12 protein-coding genes are annotated in these 20,687 nt (G+C 36.9%); 9 read left to right on the plus strand and 3 right to left on the minus strand.

The features are described from left to right. The first annotated feature begins 642 nt into the window (after positions 1-642). Positions 643-1,128, plus strand: coding sequence for a VOC family protein (locus ESZ36_RS15070; RefSeq protein ID WP_146789374.1), 486 nt, complete (start codon positions 643-645; stop codon positions 1,126-1,128). 401 nt (positions 1,129-1,529) lie between these two features. Here the strand turns inward: ESZ36_RS15070 and ohrR are convergent, their stop codons facing one another. Beyond that, a complete protein-coding gene (gene ohrR, locus ESZ36_RS15075) occupies positions 1,530-1,976 on the minus strand; it encodes a transcriptional regulator OhrR (protein ID WP_146789376.1) in 447 nt (148 codons plus the stop codon). A gap of 141 nt (positions 1,977-2,117) precedes the next feature. Here ohrR and ohr point away from each other — a divergent pair, with 141 nt between their 5' ends. From ohr to ESZ36_RS15100, 5 genes are all read left to right on the plus strand, one after another. Beyond that, complete coding sequence (gene ohr, locus ESZ36_RS15080; protein WP_146789378.1) at positions 2,118-2,540, plus strand: organic hydroperoxide reductase Ohr; 423 nt, start codon at positions 2,118-2,120, stop codon at positions 2,538-2,540. Between the two features lie 89 nt (positions 2,541-2,629). Then, positions 2,630-3,559, plus strand: coding sequence for an NADP-dependent oxidoreductase (locus ESZ36_RS15085; RefSeq protein WP_146789380.1), 930 nt, complete (start codon positions 2,630-2,632; stop codon positions 3,557-3,559). 788 nt (positions 3,560-4,347) lie between these two features. Continuing rightward, positions 4,348-5,154 carry a DUF2971 domain-containing protein gene (locus tag ESZ36_RS15090; RefSeq protein ID WP_146789382.1) on the plus strand — a complete coding sequence of 269 codons (807 nt, stop codon included), beginning with the start codon at positions 4,348-4,350 and terminating at the stop codon, positions 5,152-5,154. A 522-nt stretch (positions 5,155-5,676) separates the two neighbouring features. Continuing rightward, complete coding sequence (locus ESZ36_RS15095; protein WP_146789384.1) at positions 5,677-6,057, plus strand: restriction endonuclease; 381 nt, start codon at positions 5,677-5,679, stop codon at positions 6,055-6,057. Further along, positions 6,045-8,345, plus strand: coding sequence for an NACHT domain-containing protein (locus ESZ36_RS15100; protein WP_146789386.1), 2,301 nt, complete (start codon positions 6,045-6,047; stop codon positions 8,343-8,345). Before ESZ36_RS15095 ends, ESZ36_RS15100 begins: the two co-directional genes overlap by 13 nt. Positions 8,346-9,247: 902 nt before the next feature. Here ESZ36_RS15100 and ESZ36_RS22950 read toward each other — a convergent pair. Both ESZ36_RS22950 and ESZ36_RS15110 read right to left on the minus strand, forming a co-directional pair. After that, positions 9,248-9,904: a hypothetical protein gene (locus ESZ36_RS22950; RefSeq protein WP_246129118.1), complete on the minus strand. Its 657-nt coding sequence runs from the start codon at positions 9,902-9,904 to the stop codon at positions 9,248-9,250. A 727-nt stretch (positions 9,905-10,631) separates the two neighbouring features. Beyond that, positions 10,632-11,633 (minus strand): Fic family protein, encoded by a 1,002-nt coding sequence (locus tag ESZ36_RS15110; protein ID WP_146789388.1) that lies wholly within the window; start codon positions 11,631-11,633, stop codon positions 10,632-10,634. Between the two features lie 797 nt (positions 11,634-12,430). On the opposite strand from ESZ36_RS15110, the gene ESZ36_RS15115 reads away from it, so the two are divergent. The 3 genes from ESZ36_RS15115 (at position 12,431) to ESZ36_RS15125 (ending at position 20,683) form a co-directional block, all read left to right on the plus strand. After that, positions 12,431-15,223 carry a TonB-dependent receptor gene (locus ESZ36_RS15115; protein WP_170235855.1) on the plus strand — a complete coding sequence of 931 codons (2,793 nt, stop codon included), beginning with the start codon at positions 12,431-12,433 and terminating at the stop codon, positions 15,221-15,223. Between the two features lie 174 nt (positions 15,224-15,397). After that, positions 15,398-18,748 carry a DUF5722 domain-containing protein gene (locus ESZ36_RS15120; RefSeq protein WP_146789392.1) on the plus strand — a complete coding sequence of 1,117 codons (3,351 nt, stop codon included), beginning with the start codon at positions 15,398-15,400 and terminating at the stop codon, positions 18,746-18,748. A gap of 111 nt (positions 18,749-18,859) precedes the next feature. Further along, complete coding sequence (locus ESZ36_RS15125) at positions 18,860-20,683, plus strand: hypothetical protein (RefSeq protein WP_146789394.1); 1,824 nt, start codon at positions 18,860-18,862, stop codon at positions 20,681-20,683. The last annotated feature ends 4 nt before the right edge of the window (positions 20,684-20,687 follow it).

The following is a 20,687-nucleotide window of genomic DNA, read 5'->3' on the forward strand; positions in this document are numbered from 1 at the left end:
TCTATTTCAATTTAAATTACAAAGAACTAATGCGTTTCAATGGGATTACTTAAGGTAATCCCATTTTTATGTCTGAAGCGATCTAAATTTTATAGATTATTACTCAAACATTGTATTTCGCTATTACTATTTCAGTGAACACTTTAAACTTCAGCCCTTGTACTAAGCCCTACTTTTAAAAAGTTTTTTTATCAATAAAGTGTCTTAAATGTCGGATAAAACGACAAATGATGAACGGGTATAATTGAGCACTGAGTTGTAATAACAGTCGATGACGTTAAGTACCCCTATCTGAGTTATGGCTAACCCTCACTATTGCCACATTGAACTTAATCCCGCCCCTCAATCGGCAGTAGACTTCGGTTATTATTACCCTGCATATGTTGCGTTGACCATTTGAATTCACAGCACAACGCGATCATGAATTCTATAGCGTTTCGTGCCCCCTTTTGCCTTAGAAAGTTACGTTTAATTAAACAATCCTGAAGCAGTGTTTCACTTCAATAAATATCCACTGCACGACCATAATTTAAAATTATTATTTTTATAATATTTAATTATTTTTAATTATGAAGTGTTCGGCGTAGTATTACCTCATCGAAACGAAGTACGAACTAATCAATATAATTTTTGGAGTAAGTTATGAAAATGAATCACGTAGGTCTTATGGTTGGCGATATGGATAAAGCGGTTGAGTTTTACACTAAAGCGCTGGGTCTTAAAATTGTAATGGGCAACACTAAGGTAAAAGAAGAGCGTGAAACGGCCATTGGCAGAATGTGTGTGGCTGTTTTTGGTGAAGGTTTTAAAGGCTTTAACATTGCACACCTAGTAACGACTGACGGCATTGGTGTTGAAATGTTTGAAATGAAAGAGCGCCAAGAACGTCACGAAGTTGATTTCACACGCCTTGGTATATTCCACTTCTGTCTTCAAACAGATGACTTCGAAGGTGCTATTGCGCGTACTGAGCAATATGGCGGTAAAGTGCGTATGGACATTATGCGCTACCATCCAGAAGACGACAGTAAACAAGCAAAAATGGTGTATTTAGAAGACCCGTTTGGCAATTTATTTGAGCTTTACTCGCACTCTTATGAAGAAACTTACGCTTCTGATTACGAGTAGTTAATTTAACGTAACACGCGTTAAACAAATTATTGGAAGGCTACCTATGGTGGCCTTTTTTGTATCTGGCTGTAAAAGAGTAATAACTTTGGCTGTGTATGTAGAGATATCAGTAAAGTATTCTAAGTCGCTTTGTGCCATAGACGAGATAGGAGTATTAAATTTTTATCAGTTATTTGAACGGGAAGTTGACCATCATATTCAGGTCGACTCTACTAATTTTAATCATTGATGGTAAACAAGGCTGATTAAGGTAAATGTAATAAGGCGTAACTGGCTTCAAATAAATTTTTAATTAATTATGAATACAGTACGTTAGGATTATATTTAATTTAGCCCATGGATAAAATTAACATCCCCAAATAGACTGAGATAATTTAAGTTGTGGTCAAATAATCACTTTACTGGTTATTTAAATTAGCGAGTAAAAGATCACAACCTTGCTTTAATGCGACTAATTCCTCCATGGTCATTCTTGCTTTGCATAACATTTCATTAGGTACTTGTTCTGCTTGGTGTTGTAAGTCACGACCATCAACGGTTAAAGAAATTATCATTACTCGTTCATCTTCTTTACTGCGTAATCGATTAATTAAGCATTTAGTCTCTAATCGCTTCAGTAGAGGTGTTAACGTGCCTGAATCCAAATGAATTTTACTGCCTAACTCTTTTACATTCATGGTTGAATGTTGCCAAAGGACCATCATGACGATGTATTGTAGGTAGGTGAGGTCTAATTCTTTAAGTAGAGGGCGGTAAGCCCTACCCATAGCGTTTGAAGCACTATAGAGAGAAAAACAAATTTGCTTATCTAACGTTAGATTTGATGATTTCTTGGTTTTGGTCATAATTTTAGCTTCTTTAAAGATAAATTGTGCACAATATACTTGCGTAATTATTATAATTCAATTAATATTACTTCAAGTTAGGTTGTGCGCAACTAAATCGCACGCAATTAATTAATCATTATACATTAGAAGGCTACTGAAATGACTATTTTATATACTACATCCGCAACGGCAAATGCCGGCCGTAATGGCCAAGTAACAACAGATGATAAAAAATTAGACCTTGCGTTAAGTTATCCAAAAGAGATGGGTGGAACGGGTGAAGCAACAAATCCAGAGCAACTTTTTGCCGCGGGTTACTCGGCTTGTTTTTCAAATGCTATATTACATGTAGCTAATCAAACTAAAGTGGCGATAAAATCAGCACCGACAACCGCAACTGTAGGTATTGGTCCAAATGAGACTAAAGGATTTGCACTAGCCGTTACTTTATCAATTGTATTAGATTTAGAGCAAACCGAAGCGGTTCAACTTGTTAAAACAGCACACCAGGTCTGCCCTTATTCAAATGCAGTACGTGGTAATATCGATGTAAAATTAATCGTAAATGGTGTTGCTTTATAAGCAACCGATAATCTTTTTTCTATCAGAAATAAACACTGGTTTGAGCTAATTAATCGTTAACTCATCTAATGACTATCAAGGAATAAATTATGCGCGCAGTTCGAATTCATCAATATGGTGGCACTGAAACTCTACAGTTAGACCAAATTGATACACCCGTAATCAATACAGATGATATTTTGATTAAGGTTAAAGCTTCATCAATTAATCCTGTTGATTGGAAAATAAGAGAAGGCTATTTACAAGATTTTATCCCTTATAAATTACCCACTACCTTAGGTTGGGATGTAGCAGGAATCGTTTCAGCCGTGGGTGATTCAGTAACTGACTTTAAGGTCGGAGATGAAGTTTATAGTCGTCCAGAGATTAGCCGAGATGGAACTTATGCCGACTATATCGCAGTAGAAGCTGACGAAGTGGCAATGAAGTCTACCAAGTTAGATTTCGCACAGGCAGCCGCGTTACCTTTAGCGGGCATTACAGCTTGGGAATGTTTAGTTGATGTAGGTCAACTGCAAGCAGGGCAACGTGTATTAATCCATGCCGGTGCGGGTGGTGTCGGACATCTAGCGATACAAATAGCTAAAGCAAAAGGTGCCATCGTTATTGCGACCGCCTCGGCAAAAAATCAAGATTTATTAACGAAATTTGGTGCTGACCAAGCGGTGGATTACAATCAAGGTAATTTACTTGAGCAGATTGAACCGGTTGATTTGGTTGTCGATACTATCGGTGGAGCGGTGCAGAGCCAGTCTTGGGCATTATTGAAAGCGGGTGGAATGTTAGTTTCTATCGTTGACCAACCGAGCGAAGAGATCGCAAAAGAGCATAACGTTAAGGCTGCTTTTGTTTTTATTCAGCCGAGTAGTCGTATTTTACGTGAGCTAAATACCTTAGTTGAACAGGATCAATTAATCCCATTTATTGAACATCGTTTTCCATTAGAAAATATCGCAGAAGCGCATTTACAAAGTCAATCTGGGCGTACACGCGGTAAAATAGTTATCGAGGTAAGTTAATTTGTTTTAAATTGAATTAGGTTAACTGAATTAAAAGAAAAAGGTCGCATATTTTTTGCGACCTTTTTACATCTATACCTTAGATAAATAGACTTAATATAGTTTAACCGTGAGCTGGCATTAACCAAGCTAATTACCTCTAACACTACACCTCTGGTTTATAGTTATTTCCGCGCTCATTATGTTTGTCATATAGGGATACATTACATACTAGTAATAATCCCTTTTGCCAAAAATGATCATAATTTCTGTGGCTGTTTGTGCCCCAAAGCGACATAGACTCATAAAAATTTAATACCTAAAATACTGTTAATCGAATGTCCGCTTTTGGTATTTCAACCAAATTTGAATTTTTTATTTGACAGAACATTGGTGGAATTTCAAACAATTTAAATATCTAACGCATGGCTTTTTTTCGTTAGATTATTCATCGATAGATAAGCCTAGGCTAACGTCTGGTTTCGTATCAAAGTGAACGTTAGGTGGGATGATTTTACTCATGAATTTAGACCGCTCTGTGGTAAAAGTGAGCCTTATATTTTAACCAATTGATAGTTAAAAATAGTTCACCGCTTATGACTTCTTGGTGGCAAAAGTGATCATGTCTCGATAGTGGGATTTGTTGTTATACCAACAGTTTTGATGTAAAAAACAGGTAGAACTATTATCATTGATAATTGTTATTCCTCATGACTCCATAGTATCTATATCGATTTTTCAGTTACGTGCTACACATTGATTTTAAATCATATTTTAATAATAAACTATTATAAGGTAGGTATATACTTTTGACTGATGAATATCCAAAGTTCCTTTATAAGTACAGAACAATAGATGATTTAAAAAATATAGTGGGGAATCCTTCTCTAAAAGCACTACTTAAAAATGAGATAGCTTTCTCAAATAAAGACAATTTTAACGATTTATTTGACTCCAAAATTAAGTTGATAAAACCAACCCCTAAACAATTTAGAGATCTAAAAAAACACTTAAATAAACAAGATTCTCAGCAAATAGCTTCTTGTATCAATAAAGAAGAATTTACACTAGAAGGCTATGATCTTATCGAAAGACTGATTGAACTTTTTAATAGGCAGGTTAGTACGTATTATTATTTTCTGTGTCTATCTAAAAACAACAACAGCAACTTAATGTGGTCGCATTATGCGAGTTCACATACTGGTTTTTGCATAGAGTTTAAAACTGAATATATAAAAGCTAACAAAGTTACATATAAAAGTAATATACCGACAATAAACATCATTGATTTGGTTAAATTAAAATTTAAACTTGGCGACGATGAAAAATTGGGCTATAAAATATGGGACTCACTCAGAACTAAGTTAATAGAATGGGAATATGAAGAGGAGTATCGCTTTCAGGCTTCTAACTCAATGCTTCATGGTAAGGTTAAAAAAGACCATAGTTATTGCATGATGGATTACAAGTCTGAATTCATTGAATCAATAATATTTGGTTGTAGAATGCCATCCAAAATAAAGACATACATTGTAGAAAATATGCATGAAAACATTAAATACAAAGAAGTAAAGGAATGTGATAGTAGTCTTGAGGTTGTTGCCTACGAACCATAGGAACCTTATAACAAGCTCACCAACGCTGACAAATTTCCGGTTATACGAGCGTTATCGATACTAAAACTAATCCGAATTCAATTATACTCCGTTAGTGCTAATGTCCGCAATGTGGCTTGAGTTCAACCGATGGACGCAACACACAGGTTAAATTAGAAGCAATATCAAAAAATGTCAGTTCAATATGAACTATTACACATAAGAAATAATTTAGTGCCTTTAAATGGCTATTGATGGTTTCCTATAAAGCCTTATATTTACCATTAGATTTATTTAGATACCCACAAAAAAATTAAGCTCGATTCTCTGTATGCCTACCTAAATGAACCTAAGTCATTAATATAGCATCAATCAAAAAAAACTTGGGTTGAGAGCTCATCGAATGACGAAGTTCCTATGTAAGTGACTGTACTAAATAACCAAAAGTATATCCTGATCAAGTTTATATTCTTTAAAATAGAGGTAGATTAAGTTAGATTGGAATTCAATATTTAATTATATGAAAACCTAAAAGGATTTTGAATGGAATCGGTAGTTAAACAATATCTTAAAGCTCTCGTTGACTTAAAAGAGGATGATTTTACTAGAGATATTATAAAACCATTATTTGAGTCAATGGGATATGAAAAAGTTGACTTTAATGGTGGTTCTTATGAGCGAGGAAGGGACCTCATAGCACAACGAAGAATTCCGCCTAAAAAAGAAAACTATGTTGTGTACATACAATCCAAGAAAGTGGGCGATATTCAAAATACATCAATGGCTTCTAAGCTATCAACTTTATTGCATCAGTTAAGACAATGCTGCTTGGGAACGTTGACGGATGATGAAGGTAATGAAATATCACCTAATGAGGTGGCCAAATTAACTATGCCACTACAAGTCGACTTATGGAAGAGATAAGAACCCAACTGTACGGTATGCCACTAAAAGTATACTTCTATGATGGACCAAAGATCCTGCAAGATATTAAAGAGTTTAAACCTGACCTTCTTAATATTCTGACTAATATTGAGGGAAAATTAACCACTCATCGTTGTTTAGAGCCTAGTAACAAAGAGTTATTATCTGCTTTGAAGAATGAAACCAGTCAAAAGATTGATAATTTCTATAGTGACCTCAGCTTTTTCGTAGGTTCGTTTGACAGTAATTTACTCTTGCACCTAGATATAACTACCCATAAAGGTTCTATACATGTATCTCAAGAAAACTGGGCTAGATTTAGAAAAGATATTGAGAGAATATCCAGTAAGCATCAACTTTATTTATTAACCCAGGATTTATCTAAACTTGAGGCTAAATTCAAAAAGGATAAAGAACTATTTGAAGGCAAGGAGAATAAGGATTTAATTAAGGAACTAGAGCAAAAGAAATTAAAATATAATGATACTGAAATTAGAGTCAAAGCACTAATAGATTCCCTGAAAGATAGTTTAAAACCAAGCAATAACCATATTACCAAAACCGTTAATCCAGGGGGGTTAGCTGAAAGAGAAATCATTTTAGATGAACTTAAGTTTGCTACTAAAAACAGAAGTGAATTTGATGTACAAAAGTATAATAATAAAGGGAGTTCATTTAACAAAGAAGCTAACCATATTGCCTCTTTAATTCACGATCAATATGAAATGAGTACTATTTTAAAAAATATCAGCGGTAGAGTTATTTCTAAACCATCTTATAAGGTTACCCTGAAGGTCGATGAACTAAAGAGTAAAATACTGCAATATAAAGATAATTATATTGATGATATTCAGTTAATAAATAACAGAAAGCTTGGTATTGCTAGACTTAAAAACTTTCTATCTTCAACAGAGAAAACTTTATCTCTAATATCACAAGTAATAGATAAAGGTTGCCAAATATCCAAGGTAATATCATTTAAACCTCAAGAGAAATTACAGGATCGTGTTTCTGTTTCCCCACACGATATATTTGATACAGGCAACGATATAGCGGTTTACGGCGGAGCTGGTGTTGGTAAAACCACAACGTTAAAAGCATATGCTGATATCCTTTCAGAATGTGATAGCAAAAACCTGATATACATTCCATTGAATCGTTTGGTTGACGAATTTAAACGTTTTTATAATGAAGTAACTGACAAAAAAATATTGAAAAAAGATTTGTTAGTTAAAATCATACTATTGAGTAAAGGTATTCAACCTACAAACGAAATGGTTGAGGACGCTAATAATTTTCTATCTGGAAAACTTGTCATAATTCTTGATGGCTTAGACGAGGTATACAATGCTATACCCGACATTATTCCAGCTATATCTGAATTCAAATTAAAAAAACCAATGTCTCAATTAATTATTTCTAGTAGAGACTGTGTCAGCTATTTAAGTGATATAGACTTTTTGGGGATTACACTTTTGCCATTTACAGAACAGCAATTAGATAAATTTATTCAAGGTTGGTTTAAGAAAGATGAAGCTAAAGCTACTCAATTAATTGATTCAATAAAACAAAGAGACTTATTCGAATATATTAAAACCCCATTGCTTGCCACTATCACATGTTCTTTAGTTCAAAAAGGGGTTGATGCACCATCCAGCGAGAATGAAATATATTCTGAAAGGTTAAACTTGTTAACTGGTGAATATGACTTACATAAAAATATTGAGCGACAAAAACAAAAGGGTGAATTGCTTAGGAAATGCGCAATGAAAATTGCATTTAAAATGCATAATAAAGGTATTAGATCTGAACTAAAAGAAAATATTAAGAGCGCGCTCATATCCAATTTAGCTGATATATATAGCGCAGAATTGTTAGATAACTGTGTTGAAGAACTAATAAATCCTTGCGATATATTGACTCTCGATCCTATAACTAAAAAATACTCTTTTGGTCACTTTCGATTCCAAGAGCACTTGGCTTCAGCAGAGCTTAGTTCTAATCGGGGTATAGATTTAGTAGAGTTAGTAACAATTGATTGGTGGCGGGGTGCTTTATCTCTTTATGCTCAAGATAATGATATCTCATACTTAATAGAAGATGTTTATAAGCACTATGGTAATGTCTCTAGAGCTCTAATTACATTAAACTCAATGGTAAACAGTAGCCCACAAAGAAAGCAGAGAGGGTTAAGGATGCTTTTAAAAGAGTATAAGAACTCAGACTTAATGGATGACCTCTTTACAGACGTTGATTATGGGTATGAGCATGAGGCTTATTTTGGTTAGTTAAAGTAACCTTCAGGTTTCTCCCATGACTGTTGAAGCCTATGGTGATTACCAAGTGACTACCTTATAGCTTTCTAACTAATAGAGAGAGCCGAGTCGAGCTTAAATAAATCTAAGTTAATTTCATTATGGACTTAGTTTACTAGACTATGTGAAGCAAGATGACAAAAGAGTTCATTCTAAAAAACAACTCCCCCTCTTTAGTGAGCGCAATTCTAGAATAGGAAAATATGCTAAATAATTAGTTAAGAGTGGCGCACTATAATCAGGGATAAGGCACTTGATTAATAATCACCTGAATTAGCTAGTCATCTTGCGACAATGCATACCGCAAAGCAAAATACAAAGTTTAACCACTATAAAATCAATGGGGTAAGATATCTGTTTAGATGCCCCTGCTTATTCAGCAAACTACATTTAGCCTGTTTACAGGGCGTTATCGATACAAAATATAATCCAACCTGTCCAATTAGCTGTAATAGCTAATGCCCGCAAAGAGGCTTGAGTTCAAGTGAGCGTTTGGTAGTATCTCGGTTTGGGGGCGTAAGCGCCACAGGTTCCTGTTGCGCTAACCATTTAATCAAGTTTCTGTACATTGCGCCTTAGAATTTATGATCACTTCGTGGAAAGTGGAAGTATCTACCTAAGGTCCGCTGTAAGCTCATTATGCCTATGGGATACTATTTTAAATAGCACAATGCTACGTTTTAGTTTGAACCAGATTAACGAAACACTTGGCACGAGACAACCACTACCACAGCGGAAAAGTACAAACTTAAATTGACAGTGACTGATAATACTTTTACACCTAACGCCAAGTGAATTTACATTGTTGTGTGGCTTTATATTACTGCGACCCAATTATTTCTAGCATGATAAATATGCTATATTATTTTCATGCCTTATTCATCTAGTTCGATATATTCAGCTTTACCAATATCGTCGAATAAACTACCATCTTTTCGGATAGTTAATGTCACCAAATCACCATTATCCTGAGTCAAAGTTATAATATCACCATCAATTTTATAACTAAGTATGTTTTCGTTCTCTCTGAATTTACCTGTGTCATAGTGTCTAAAGGATAGTTTGACTGTTTTATCTGATTCGAAGAACAGTTTCATTGTAGGAGCATATTCTGGATTAATGTTGGGGTTAAGATTAGCTTTATAGTACCTTCCCGTTATATTGTGACTGGGTTTGTTGACAATATCCGTTTGACTTACTTTACTGCTGGGTTTCTCTGGAGTGTCCATGTTTATTGATATCGGTATTAGGGTTATTCCACCTGGACCAACAAGCTCACCATTTTCTTGAAAGGAAAATGTCTGAAATGTTTTTTCATTTATATAAATATTAATCTCATTATCATTTTTTTCGTATTTATATTCAGCAACTTTCTTACCCATCAGTGATTGAGTCACATATCCATCTGATTTAAAAATAAACTCTTGCGTGCCTCCTGCTCCTTCATACTTTCCATCAAAGCCTGATTCACCACTACATGAAGCTAGGAATAAAAGAAAAGAAAGACAAAAAGCCAAATTTACTATTTTCATAATTTTATCCTTAATGTATCCCTATTAAATAGAATATTCTTACCATACGGGGAAATGGAAGCATAACGCCTACTAGAGTGGGAAATATAGTTGGCTAAAATGTTGAACGAAGTAAAAACAACCAACTGTATTTTTTCTGTTTGTAGTTCTTGATTAGTTATAGCTCAATATCCCACAATTTCAACAAATTAGAACGGCTCAACTAGCCAAAAACTGTTGTTTTTAACTATTAATAATAAATCTCAGTAATACCTTACATAGACAAAAAAGTTAAATAATGTTTATATTCAGCAATATAAGGTTTGAATTTTTGGGATATATTGCATTGTTGGTCATTTACTGATACTTCTCAGTAATATGACGCAAATAATTCATTAAAAAATATATGGCAAAAAACATAATACTAAAGTCAGTAAAGCGCACTTTGAAGTCATCCCTGTCTAAATTCATGACTGGCGGCTATGGCGAAGCGGACTATTTTTTAACATAAATTATCGCCTAAACTAGGACGGCTTTGTGGTAATAGTGACGGTTAGCTCTATCTCGCTGTGGGGCACATACCGCCATAGAAACTATGAACACTTTGTGCGAATAGGATACGTTTATGGCTAACTTTTTAACGAAAGCTCATCCTACGGAGAACTAACTGCTCGAGCGGTAAGTATGAATGGTTGCCTTATTATTTCTTCTCGCTAGAATAGGACAAACATGTCAGCTTTAGTTTATCTTACTTGATATTCTCAATAAGATTTATCGTATCTTGATAGCATTCTTTGGAAAAATTAATGAAAGCTTTAAGCTCATTTCCAACGTGATATAGCGGCTTTCCAACACTAGGTGCTTCATATTTAGCACTGTATTTAGAAAGAATGGTTATATAATCCAGCCTACGTGTGGCTGGTATAACAAGAGGAGCGAAGCCCGCTCTCAGTAAAATAAGGTTCGCTATTAAACGTGCAATACGACCATTTCCATCCCAAAATGGGTGTATCTGACCAAAGATTAAATGAGCAGTTGCATACATAGTGATCGCTTCGTCAATACTATGGGGTTTACATGACTCAATGTACTCGACTAAACCAACGATAAGTTTTGGCACATCAAATGGTCGTGAGTACGCATGGTATACACTTGACTTACCTTCAAGTAAATCATCAAGTATTAAATAGGTTCCATTCGGTACGACTTTGAAATCGCCATAAGGTTTATCTATATCGAATATAATGTCAGTCTGAACGGCTTTATGTAGTAGTTTGATTTTACTTACAGTCAGCTCACTACTGACCATATCGTAAAGTAAGTCTATAGCTGTCGCGTGCCCCATGACTTCTTTATGATCTTTTAAAGGCTTACCCGATACGGTTAATCCTTCATTTAATATAAACTGCGTTTCACCTAAGTTTAGTGTGTTACCTTCAAGTGCTGTTGAGTTGTGTGTCCATAGAGTACGCAACATGCTCAGTAACTCTTGTTGTTTTGAGCTAGGTAAGCCCTCTAAAAATTTAAAGGTCGGTTTACTCTTCACAGGTACGCTTACGTATTTACGAGCCTTTCGCTCGCCTGTAATTACAACTAAACCCTGCTTAGCCGCACTATTCAGCCACCGTAGTACTGTACGGTTATCAACTTGGAAATCTGTAGCAGTTTTAATATCACTGATGGTTACAGCTTTGTTGGCCGAACTTATGTAATTTAACACGACTTCTTTTTCAGTATTATTTTGTCGCATAAGAGTTTTTATCGGACAATTATTGGTTTATACGGCATTGTCTCATAAAATAGTTTATCAGACAAACTGTTATTTATACGACATTGAATTAACACCAAAGACTTGATTATTCTCAATTATTTGTTGAGGGAAATATCTTTTGCTTTATATAGTTAGTCATCAATATTTCAAATCTTTACAAGACTATAGTGTGATCTTAGTTGCCGTTATGCTTATGAATTCTAATGATCGTTAAATGGTGTTGTAGTGGTTATTTCTATCTTACTCCAGAGCACATAACGCCTTTTGGGGTTTACCTTGTTGCTTTTATTTACTAATAGAAGCGCTTTAGCAATAATTTATAGTTAGCCCCAATACCTCCCACTCATTTATTAGTAATCCCTTGAAGTTATATAGATTGAACGATAGTAAATAGCTTTAAAGTAATCACTGATGATTAAATTTGAATGGATTTGGTTTTTTACCTGCTAATCATAAATACTCGCCCTTAAAAGTTAGTATGTAAAAGCGTTTTACTTTGTATGTTCTAATAATAAGTATGATTGTTTGGTTGTTTGTTGTATTGTGTGATTAATTGTAAAGCGCTTTATTATTAATGGCTTATGTGTTCCCTCTCTATTGGGTGTGATTGTTTTTTGTAATGTTGTGATTAAATGTGATTGTTTGTGCTTGTTATTTGTTTTTCTTGATGGTAGTTTAATATTCACTCTAATTATTTCTTTCAATTATTTGAGATAAAGGGAAATAGAGAAAGAACAATTAAAACAAATAACGAAATATCTATGGGGAAATACAATATGAATACACAAAAAACGGCATTAGCAACAATGTTTGCTCTAATGTTTTCTACTGCACATGCTGCTGAAGAAAATCAAGATAAAGACAAAAAAGATGTATCAGGTATAGAAGTGATAGAAGTCACTAGCGGGATTAAATATTCTATTGTAAAAGCACAATCAATAAAATTAAATGCCGACAGCATAGTTGATGCCATTACCGCTGAAGATATAGGTAAATTCACCGATAGCAATCTTGCTGAATCTTTACAACGTATTCCTGGCGTACAAATTAGTCGTTCAGAAAATGGCGAAGGACAATATGTATCAATTCGAGGCTTAGGCCCACAGTTTGTTCGCACCACTGTAAATGGCCGCTCAATGTCTGGTGGTTCGGGTGGTGATAACGGTTTAGGTAATCAACGAGCATATGGTTTAGATGGTGTATCTCCTGATATGACTTCAGGTGTTGTTGTTATGAAAACTCAAACCGCATCTGTTGAAGAAGGTGGTATTGGTGGTGTTGTTGATATCAAAACGATCAGACCATTAGATTTTTTGGCAGGCGAAAAAGAAGATGATGGTTTCTTTTTTGGTGCAAATATCGATGCCTTTTATAATGCAGAAAGTGAAGAAACTGACCCTTCTATATCATTAACAGGAGCGTGGCGCATTACCGACACCTTTGGTGTTTTCGCGAATGTTATCAATAGTGAGCGTTCTACATTAACGCAAATTTCACGAGACAGAGGTTATAAAGTTCACGAGATTGATGGACAAGAAATTTTTGGCCCTAGCTCAGGTGTTCAATATTCAATGAATGATGGCTCATTAACAAGAGAAAGCTATAACCTTACGTTGCAGTGGCAACCATCAGATGACTTAGATATTACCGCTGATTATATGAATTCTAGCTGGTTAACTGAGCGCAGACAAAATGTATTAATCTCAGATATTAGTGGTATTGAGCCGACAAACTCTGTGATTGATACTAGCAATGCGGTAGGTGTGGATGGATACTTACGTGAAGCTGACTTTATGGGGCCTACTGTAGGTCAAATTTCGCCAAATGAAACTGTATTTGATCGAGAAGAAAATCTCTATGGCATGCATATCAATTGGAATCCCGATGCAGGCCCTTTAACAATAGATTTTGATGTAGCTTATTCAGATAGCGGCTATGACCGTAATGAATATTTGTTAGAAGGTGTCGCCGTTAACGAAGCCGCGGGTATTCACTATGATGCAACGGGGGATGCACAATTATTTTCAATGTATGATGCAAACGGGAATACGCTAGATGTAGAGAATATGACTTTTAGTCGCCCAGGTAGTGTTGGCTATAACATGATTGACTATGCCTCAGAAGAGACCGCCTATCGTTTAGATGTTGAGTATGAACTAGACAATGACTTTATTTCTTCTGTTAAAGTCGGTGGTAGTATCCGAGAATTAGAGTCAAGCCTGACCTTTAATCTCCAACGTTATGGCACAGATCGTCAAGACGCACTTTTAGCTGAACACGGTTTAACTGAAGCTGACCTACCTAGTTATACCTCCTTTTTAGCGCCTGAAGCCAGTGGTGGTTTCCTGAGTGAGTTAGGTAGTGTTGCTCCTGATACCTGGAATAATATTGGCGCTGCACAGGGTTTTGATTTTTGGAACCCGCTGGTTGAAAATTCTGCCTGTATACAAGGTCAAGGTGGACTTGATATTGGATTAGCAGCCACAGGAGATTGTTCTGGCTTTAACTTCTTCTCTGAAATTTTTTACTATAACGTTGAAGAGAAAATTAGCTCTGTTTATGCCCAGGCAAATATCTTGACAGAAATTGCAGGCATGACTTTAACCGGTAATGTGGGCGTAAGATATGTACAAACCGATGTTACCGGTACAGGTTATGTGGATTCAGAGCTTAGAACGGCTAAAGGTGATTACAGCAATGTATTGCCTAGTTTAAACCTTTCTCTGGGTATTACCGATAATACTTATGTACGGTTCGCTGCCTCTACCACGGTTGCTCGTCCAGAACCAGATCAATTGGCAGGTGCAGGGGGAGAAAACCCGACCATAGATCCAATCACTGACGAGATTACTGGATTAAGTGTTACTAGAAAAAACCCAGATTTAGAACCTTATACGGCTAATCAATATGACGTGATCGTTGAATGGTATCCAGGTAGCGAAGGCATGTTCTTTGCCGCGGGGTATTTTTACAAAGACATTAGTGACTTTAATAGCACAGACGTTGTTTTTCCTGATGAGTATACCTATGACGGTGTAACATATTCAAGCACAGATATTGATATTAGTATCGCACAACCCGTAAATAGTGGTGATGCAAAAGTAAGTGGTATTGAGCTACAAGGTCATATCCCATTCAGTGAGTTCATAAAGGAAGGTTTCTTTTCTCATATGGGTGTTCAAGCTTCATATACACATTTGATGGACAATGAAACGCCAGCAGATGATCCAATCACGGGTGCAGCATTACCTTTCCCTGGTGCTTCAGAAGATAACTATTCAGCAGTAGCTTATTATGACGACGGAACGGTTAGCTCACGACTTTCTTATACCTACAGAGAGCAAAATTATTTAGCCGTTGATTACTTCGGTGCAGCAACATTTGCGGAAGATTTTACCGCATTGGATTTCAATATTAGTTATCAATTAAACGATAACTTAAGTTTTAGATTCCAAGCAAATAACTTACTTGAAGAGCCAATTCGTAAGTCTGTTGCCAACGGTAATATGCCATCATTTTATTCTCAGAATGGTAAAAGTTACAACGTAGGTGTTCGGGTAACGTTCTAACAGCCTAGTTGATTTGAAAGCTCTATAAGTTTTTGACTTATAGAGCTTTTATTCTATCAAAACAATCAAGATTTTACAGTTTAAAAATGTTTAAAACATAAATGATCTGAAGATTATAGTGATAAAAATTCGCTTGAAGTACTATCTTCTTTAATAACTTGTGGAGATTAAAAAATGAAAAAAGATGTTTTTTTTGTATGTAAACTACTGCATAGCCTTTGTATATTGTTATTACTGGGAATTTTAAATACGGCAAGTGCTGATACCCTGCTACATGACTTTGAAACTGATACCGAAGGCTGGGTGGCAGCAAGCAATACCACGGCAGTCAATAAAGTTTCATCAAGTTTAAATGGCCCTGGCAGTCCTTATAATGGCGCGTCGATGCTGGAGTTTACCAGAGGAGCTGCCCTGGGCACTGACTGGAGTGTTATATCTCGTAGCTATACCACCCCGGTTGATATGAGTACTGCACAAAATCTGCAGCTTGCCTTAAACAGTTACGGTATAAACTCGAGTAATACCAGTTTTACGGTACAGGTGACGCTTACAAGTAACAACGTGGCGAACGCTAAAGTTTCAACTCAGGCGATTAATGCTAATGCATGGAACCTGGTATCTGTTGATGTCAGTAACTGGAGCGGCAATACCAGTGTGACGAACATTGAAGTTGCTGTTAAGTCAGATACCTTTACAACTGCATGGGGCGGCAAACATCAAATTGACTGGGTTAGCTTAGAAGGTGCAAGTAGTACATCCTTACCCCATGATTTTGAAACTGACACCAATGGCTGGCAAGCAGAAAGTAATGTCTCGGCTGTTAATAAAGTTTCAACAAGTGTAAATGGCCCAGGGACTCCTTATCATGGCTCGTCGATGCTGGAATTTGGCAGAGGACCGGGTTTGGGGACTGACTGGAGTGAAATTTCGCGCGATTTTACAACTCCGATTGATATGAGCACAGCACTAAACTTGGAATTTTCTGTGAATAGCTACGGCATAAACCCAAGTAATACCGGCTTTACTGTACAGGTAACACTTACTAGTAACAACGGCGCAAGCCCTATCACGGTAACCGAGGCAATAAGCGGTGATTCATGGGATTTGGTGTCTGTTGATATTAGTAACTGGAGTGGTAATACCAGTGTTACTAAAATAGCTATCGCTGTTAAGTCCGATACATTTGCAACAGCTTGGACTGGCAAACATCAAATTGACTGGGTTGTTCTCGATGGTACTGCTCCTACAAGCGACATTTCAATCGATTCAGTTTCTGCCACCGATACGGAAATTAACTTTAGCGGTGAAGTGACAGTAACAAGTAGCTCAACCTTAGTGCTTTATGAGCTGGCTCCTTATGAGAGCTTTGATATCAATGCCAGTAATACAGCGCTGGATACTATTACGGTATTACCTACTGCTGGTAGCAGTACAAGCTACAGTTTCAATAATGTTGCTCGTTTTGAAGGGACGAGAGATAGAGTTTACTCCAAATTTGCGGTTGTTGTAGATAACCAGCATGTGAGTACTCCTGAGTATGTGACGACCTTTCCAGCTGGCGAAAATGATGATGCTTTACCTATCGCTAAATCGAAAAAAGGGTTGCAAGTTCAAACTGTAGGCGATGCGCAGGATTTAGGTATATCCCATGCAGCGATAAATGTGCCGCTGGAAAGAATGTGGGCGAGTGCGGCAAACACATTGGGTGGTGACGGCGTTACCTATATGAGCAACTACGCTCATACCACAGATGGTGAAACCTTTTATTTTCGTGAAGACGAAATCGATGGGCTGGATCAGCAAATTAAAAATCTGTCAGACAATGATATTACCATCAGCTTGATTATGATTTTTTATATCTATGACAGAGTACCGGCAAGTGTACAGGGGCATGTATGGCAGACCATGTACAATAGCTTAAAGCATCCTGATGTAGTCGAAAGTGGTGACACAATATTGTCGGCATTTAATACCACTAACCAGTCAGGCGTGAAGTACTTTAAAGCATCCATGGAGTTTATTGCAAAACGTTATTCAACAACAGATAGCAACGGAAATTATACCAACGGACGTGCTGTTAACTTTATTATTAGTAACGAAGTTAATACCCCTGCGGTATGGAATAACATGGGTAACAAGTCACTTGCTGAAGCCGCAGCGCAATATGCCCGAACTATGAGAATTGCTAATACGGCAGTTAAGAAAATGCAAACTAATGGGCAGGTATTTATCTCCCTTGACCATTTTTGGGCAGTCACTGATATGGCTGGTACATATCCTAATCAGGCTTACGCGGGTAAGGCATTTTTAGATGAAATGAACTCAGTAATTAAGCAAAGTGGTGATTTTGACTGGGCCATTGCTTATCACCCCTATCCAGAAAATTTATTTGAACCACGGTTCTGGCGTGATAACCCCAATACCACCCAAGCTCATATAAATGCTAATATCATTACCTTCAATAATATCGAGCAATTATCTCTGTATGCGAAGTTACCTGATTTACAGTATCAGGGCAGTGACAGAAAGATCATCCTTTCGGAACAGGGATTTAATGATGCTGATTATAGTTCTGTAACCGTCAGTGAGGCAGATCAGGCGGCCGCTTACGCCTATGCTTATTATAAAATCAGATTTATTGACAATATTGACTCAATTATTCTTCACCGACACATAGATCATCCAGGTGAAGGAGGATTGTTGTTAGGGCTGTGGACTTATAGAGCAGATTCGGGCACTTATACAAATCTTGGTATTCCTGATAATAAGAAAACCATGTACGACGTATTTAAAAATATAGATACGGTGAATACCGAAGCATTAACCGATGCCGAATCTTTGTTGTCAGTGATTCAGGCGGATATACCGGGTGCAACTTGGTCTAGTTTGGTTCAAGACTTTGATGCTAATGCGCTGCAAAATTCACCGGAACGTGATATTTCAGCAATCACTACAATGTCGGCGCCAATCACCCTTAATCCGACCAGCTATATGTCTAATTTTGATAGTGGGACTAATAGTGACTGGGTTATAAGTGAGTACAGTGATGACATTAATGTGATGACATCAATGGCAAGCTTACCGCAAAACCCGCAGGCAGGTTCGCATTTGCTTGAATTAAGTATGGATCACAGTGGACTCGATCTGGACTATGGCGCTGGTCATGGTTTCTCATTAGGAAAGCACGGTATAACGCGTACTTTTACCTCTGCAATTGATGTTTCTACAGCGCCTAAGTTTCAGTTTGCTATAAATTCTTATGGCGGGGTTCCAGCCAAGACAGGTAATGGCAGCACTAACTATCAGGTCACCGTTAGAGTATTTGGTGAAGATAGTCAGGGAGAGGATGTAATGACAGAAGATACATCAAGCATTTCACCAGATAAGTGGAATTTACGCCAAATGGATCTGAATGCATTTAGTGGTAAGGCTAACATCAATAAGATCAAAATATGGTTTCATACCGACTCTAATCAAGATTGGAGTGGTAAATTCCAGGTTGACACCATAGGTTTTGCTCAATAAACGACAATTGTTAACCAGCTCATTGCGATAAATACCAAAGCGATGGGCTGGTACTTTTGTGAAATAACAACATTAATGTAAAAGTTTACTATTTAGATACGGAGTTGCCCATTGTCTTTAGCGTTTAGAAATAAAGGTTTTAATGTTAAAAAGGCAGTAATGAACACTTTGCTTATGTGTCTACTTTTAACCTGTTCTTTTACCAACTGGGGGCAACAGCCTTTAGCTGCTAGTGATGAGCTGGGAAGAGTACTACCACTGAATAATGAAGTTGGAGATCCACAAAAGAACAAGCAAGTGGGAATGTTTTATTTCTTATGGCAAGGGGCTCACACTCTTTCGTCAAAAAATTATGACCTAAGCAAACTTATTGCTTCTCACCCAGAAGTTTTAAATAATTTTGATGACCCTCACTGGGGCACAACGACTGCGGGTGCTTATTATTTTTGGGGCAAACCGATTTACGATTATTATACAGGTACAGATTACTGGGTTCATTTAAAAAATGTGCAACTTTTAGCCGATGCAGGCATCGACTTTTTGTACCTGGATAGCACAAATGCACTTCATTACCCCGAAGAAAGCAAAGCGCTAATGCAGGCGATAGACACGGTATTACAACAAGGTAAACCTGCGCCTAAGCTTGTCTATTACACTAATACCAAATCTGCTGACACCATGCAAAACATATATAACGAGTTGTATAAACCCGGTGCGCCTCATTATTATCCTAACACCTGGTTTTACCTTGATGGTAAGCCGCTTATCATTGGTGATAAAGTTGCGGCTAAAGAAACAGACTATATCAATTTTTTTACTTTTAGAGCCAACCAATGGCCTAATGAAGCAGTAAAGGCCAACGGCTGGCCTTGGATAGAATTTGAAAGACCTCAAAAAGTATACCTCAATGAAGCTGGAAAAAGAGAAGTTATCAATGTCTCGGTTGCTCAGCATCCTAATTTGGCTGAGTCTATGGGAGGTTCCGCATTTTATAAGGGTAAAGGCAACTGGGGTAGAAGCTTTAGAGAAGGCACAACAGGCGATCCCAAAATAGACATAAAGCATGGTTACAATGTGCAAGAGCAATGGGACTACGCGATTTCTCAGAACGTGCCTTATGTGTTGGTTACCGGATGGAACGAATGGATTGTTGGACGATGGAGTTATCTGGATGAATCTATTGTTGGACAATGGCAATTTGAACGCGAGCCTAAAGCCGAACATTCTCTATTTGTTGATCAGGCAAGCCCTGAATACAGTCGGGATATAGAGCCTACTAGAACTCAGGGGCTGAAAGATTCCTACTATATGCAGCTGGTTGCTAACGTACTGAAATACAAAGGGCTGCCAGCCAATCAACCGCTAGCAAAGCAAGTAAGTATTACTAACATGGCAGATTGGGACAAAGTATCAACTTCTTATTGGGATTATCAGGGAGATACTCAGTCTCGAAATCATCCGGCAGCGATCCCAAACGTCAACTATTCAAACTCGACTGGCAGAAATGACTTTGTTGAAGCAAAAGTGTCCAGTGATAAAGACAAGCTGTATTTCTATGCCAAAACAACAGAAAAAATCACCCGCAATTCTGGTGATAACTGGATGAATCTTTATATCAATTTAGATAGAGATCATTCTACAGGTTGGCAAGGCTTTGATTATCGAGTTATTGGCGGGTCACATCTGCAAAGATATCAGTATAATTCATGGCAAACCATCTCTTCAGTATCGTATAAGTCTTTGAACAACCAAATTTATTATGCTATCTCTCGTCGTGAGCTGTCACATACTTCGATTCCAATTAATATTGAATTCAAATGGTCTGACAATATGCAGGATTTTTCAGACCCTTTAGATTGGTATATCAATGGAGATACGGCACCAGGAGGCAGGTTCAGTTATGTTGCATTTGTAGAGCAAAAAGTAGGCAAGTGAAATT

The sequence above is a fragment of the Colwellia demingiae genome, from assembly GCF_007954275.1.
GTDB classification, from domain to species: domain Bacteria; phylum Pseudomonadota; class Gammaproteobacteria; order Enterobacterales; family Alteromonadaceae; genus Colwellia; species Colwellia demingiae.

Coding starts and splice junctions, on each gene's coding strand:
- ESZ36_RS15070 (WP_146789374.1), top strand. CDS start 643: ATGAAAATGAATCACGTAGGTCTTATGGTTGGCGATATGGATAAAGCG.
- ohrR (WP_146789376.1), bottom strand. CDS start 1,976: ATGACCAAAACCAAGAAATCATCAAATCTAACGTTAGATAAGCAAATT.
- ohr (WP_146789378.1), top strand. CDS start 2,118: ATGACTATTTTATATACTACATCCGCAACGGCAAATGCCGGCCGTAAT.
- ESZ36_RS15085 (WP_146789380.1), top strand. CDS start 2,630: ATGCGCGCAGTTCGAATTCATCAATATGGTGGCACTGAAACTCTACAG.
- ESZ36_RS15095 (WP_146789384.1), top strand. CDS start 5,677: ATGGAATCGGTAGTTAAACAATATCTTAAAGCTCTCGTTGACTTAAAA.
- ESZ36_RS15100 (WP_146789386.1), top strand. CDS start 6,045: ATGGAAGAGATAAGAACCCAACTGTACGGTATGCCACTAAAAGTATAC.
- ESZ36_RS22950 (WP_246129118.1), bottom strand. CDS start 9,904: ATGAAAATAGTAAATTTGGCTTTTTGTCTTTCTTTTCTTTTATTCCTA.
- ESZ36_RS15110 (WP_146789388.1), bottom strand. CDS start 11,633: ATGCGACAAAATAATACTGAAAAAGAAGTCGTGTTAAATTACATAAGT.
- ESZ36_RS15115 (WP_170235855.1), top strand. CDS start 12,431: ATGAATACACAAAAAACGGCATTAGCAACAATGTTTGCTCTAATGTTT.
- ESZ36_RS15120 (WP_146789392.1), top strand. CDS start 15,398: ATGAAAAAAGATGTTTTTTTTGTATGTAAACTACTGCATAGCCTTTGT.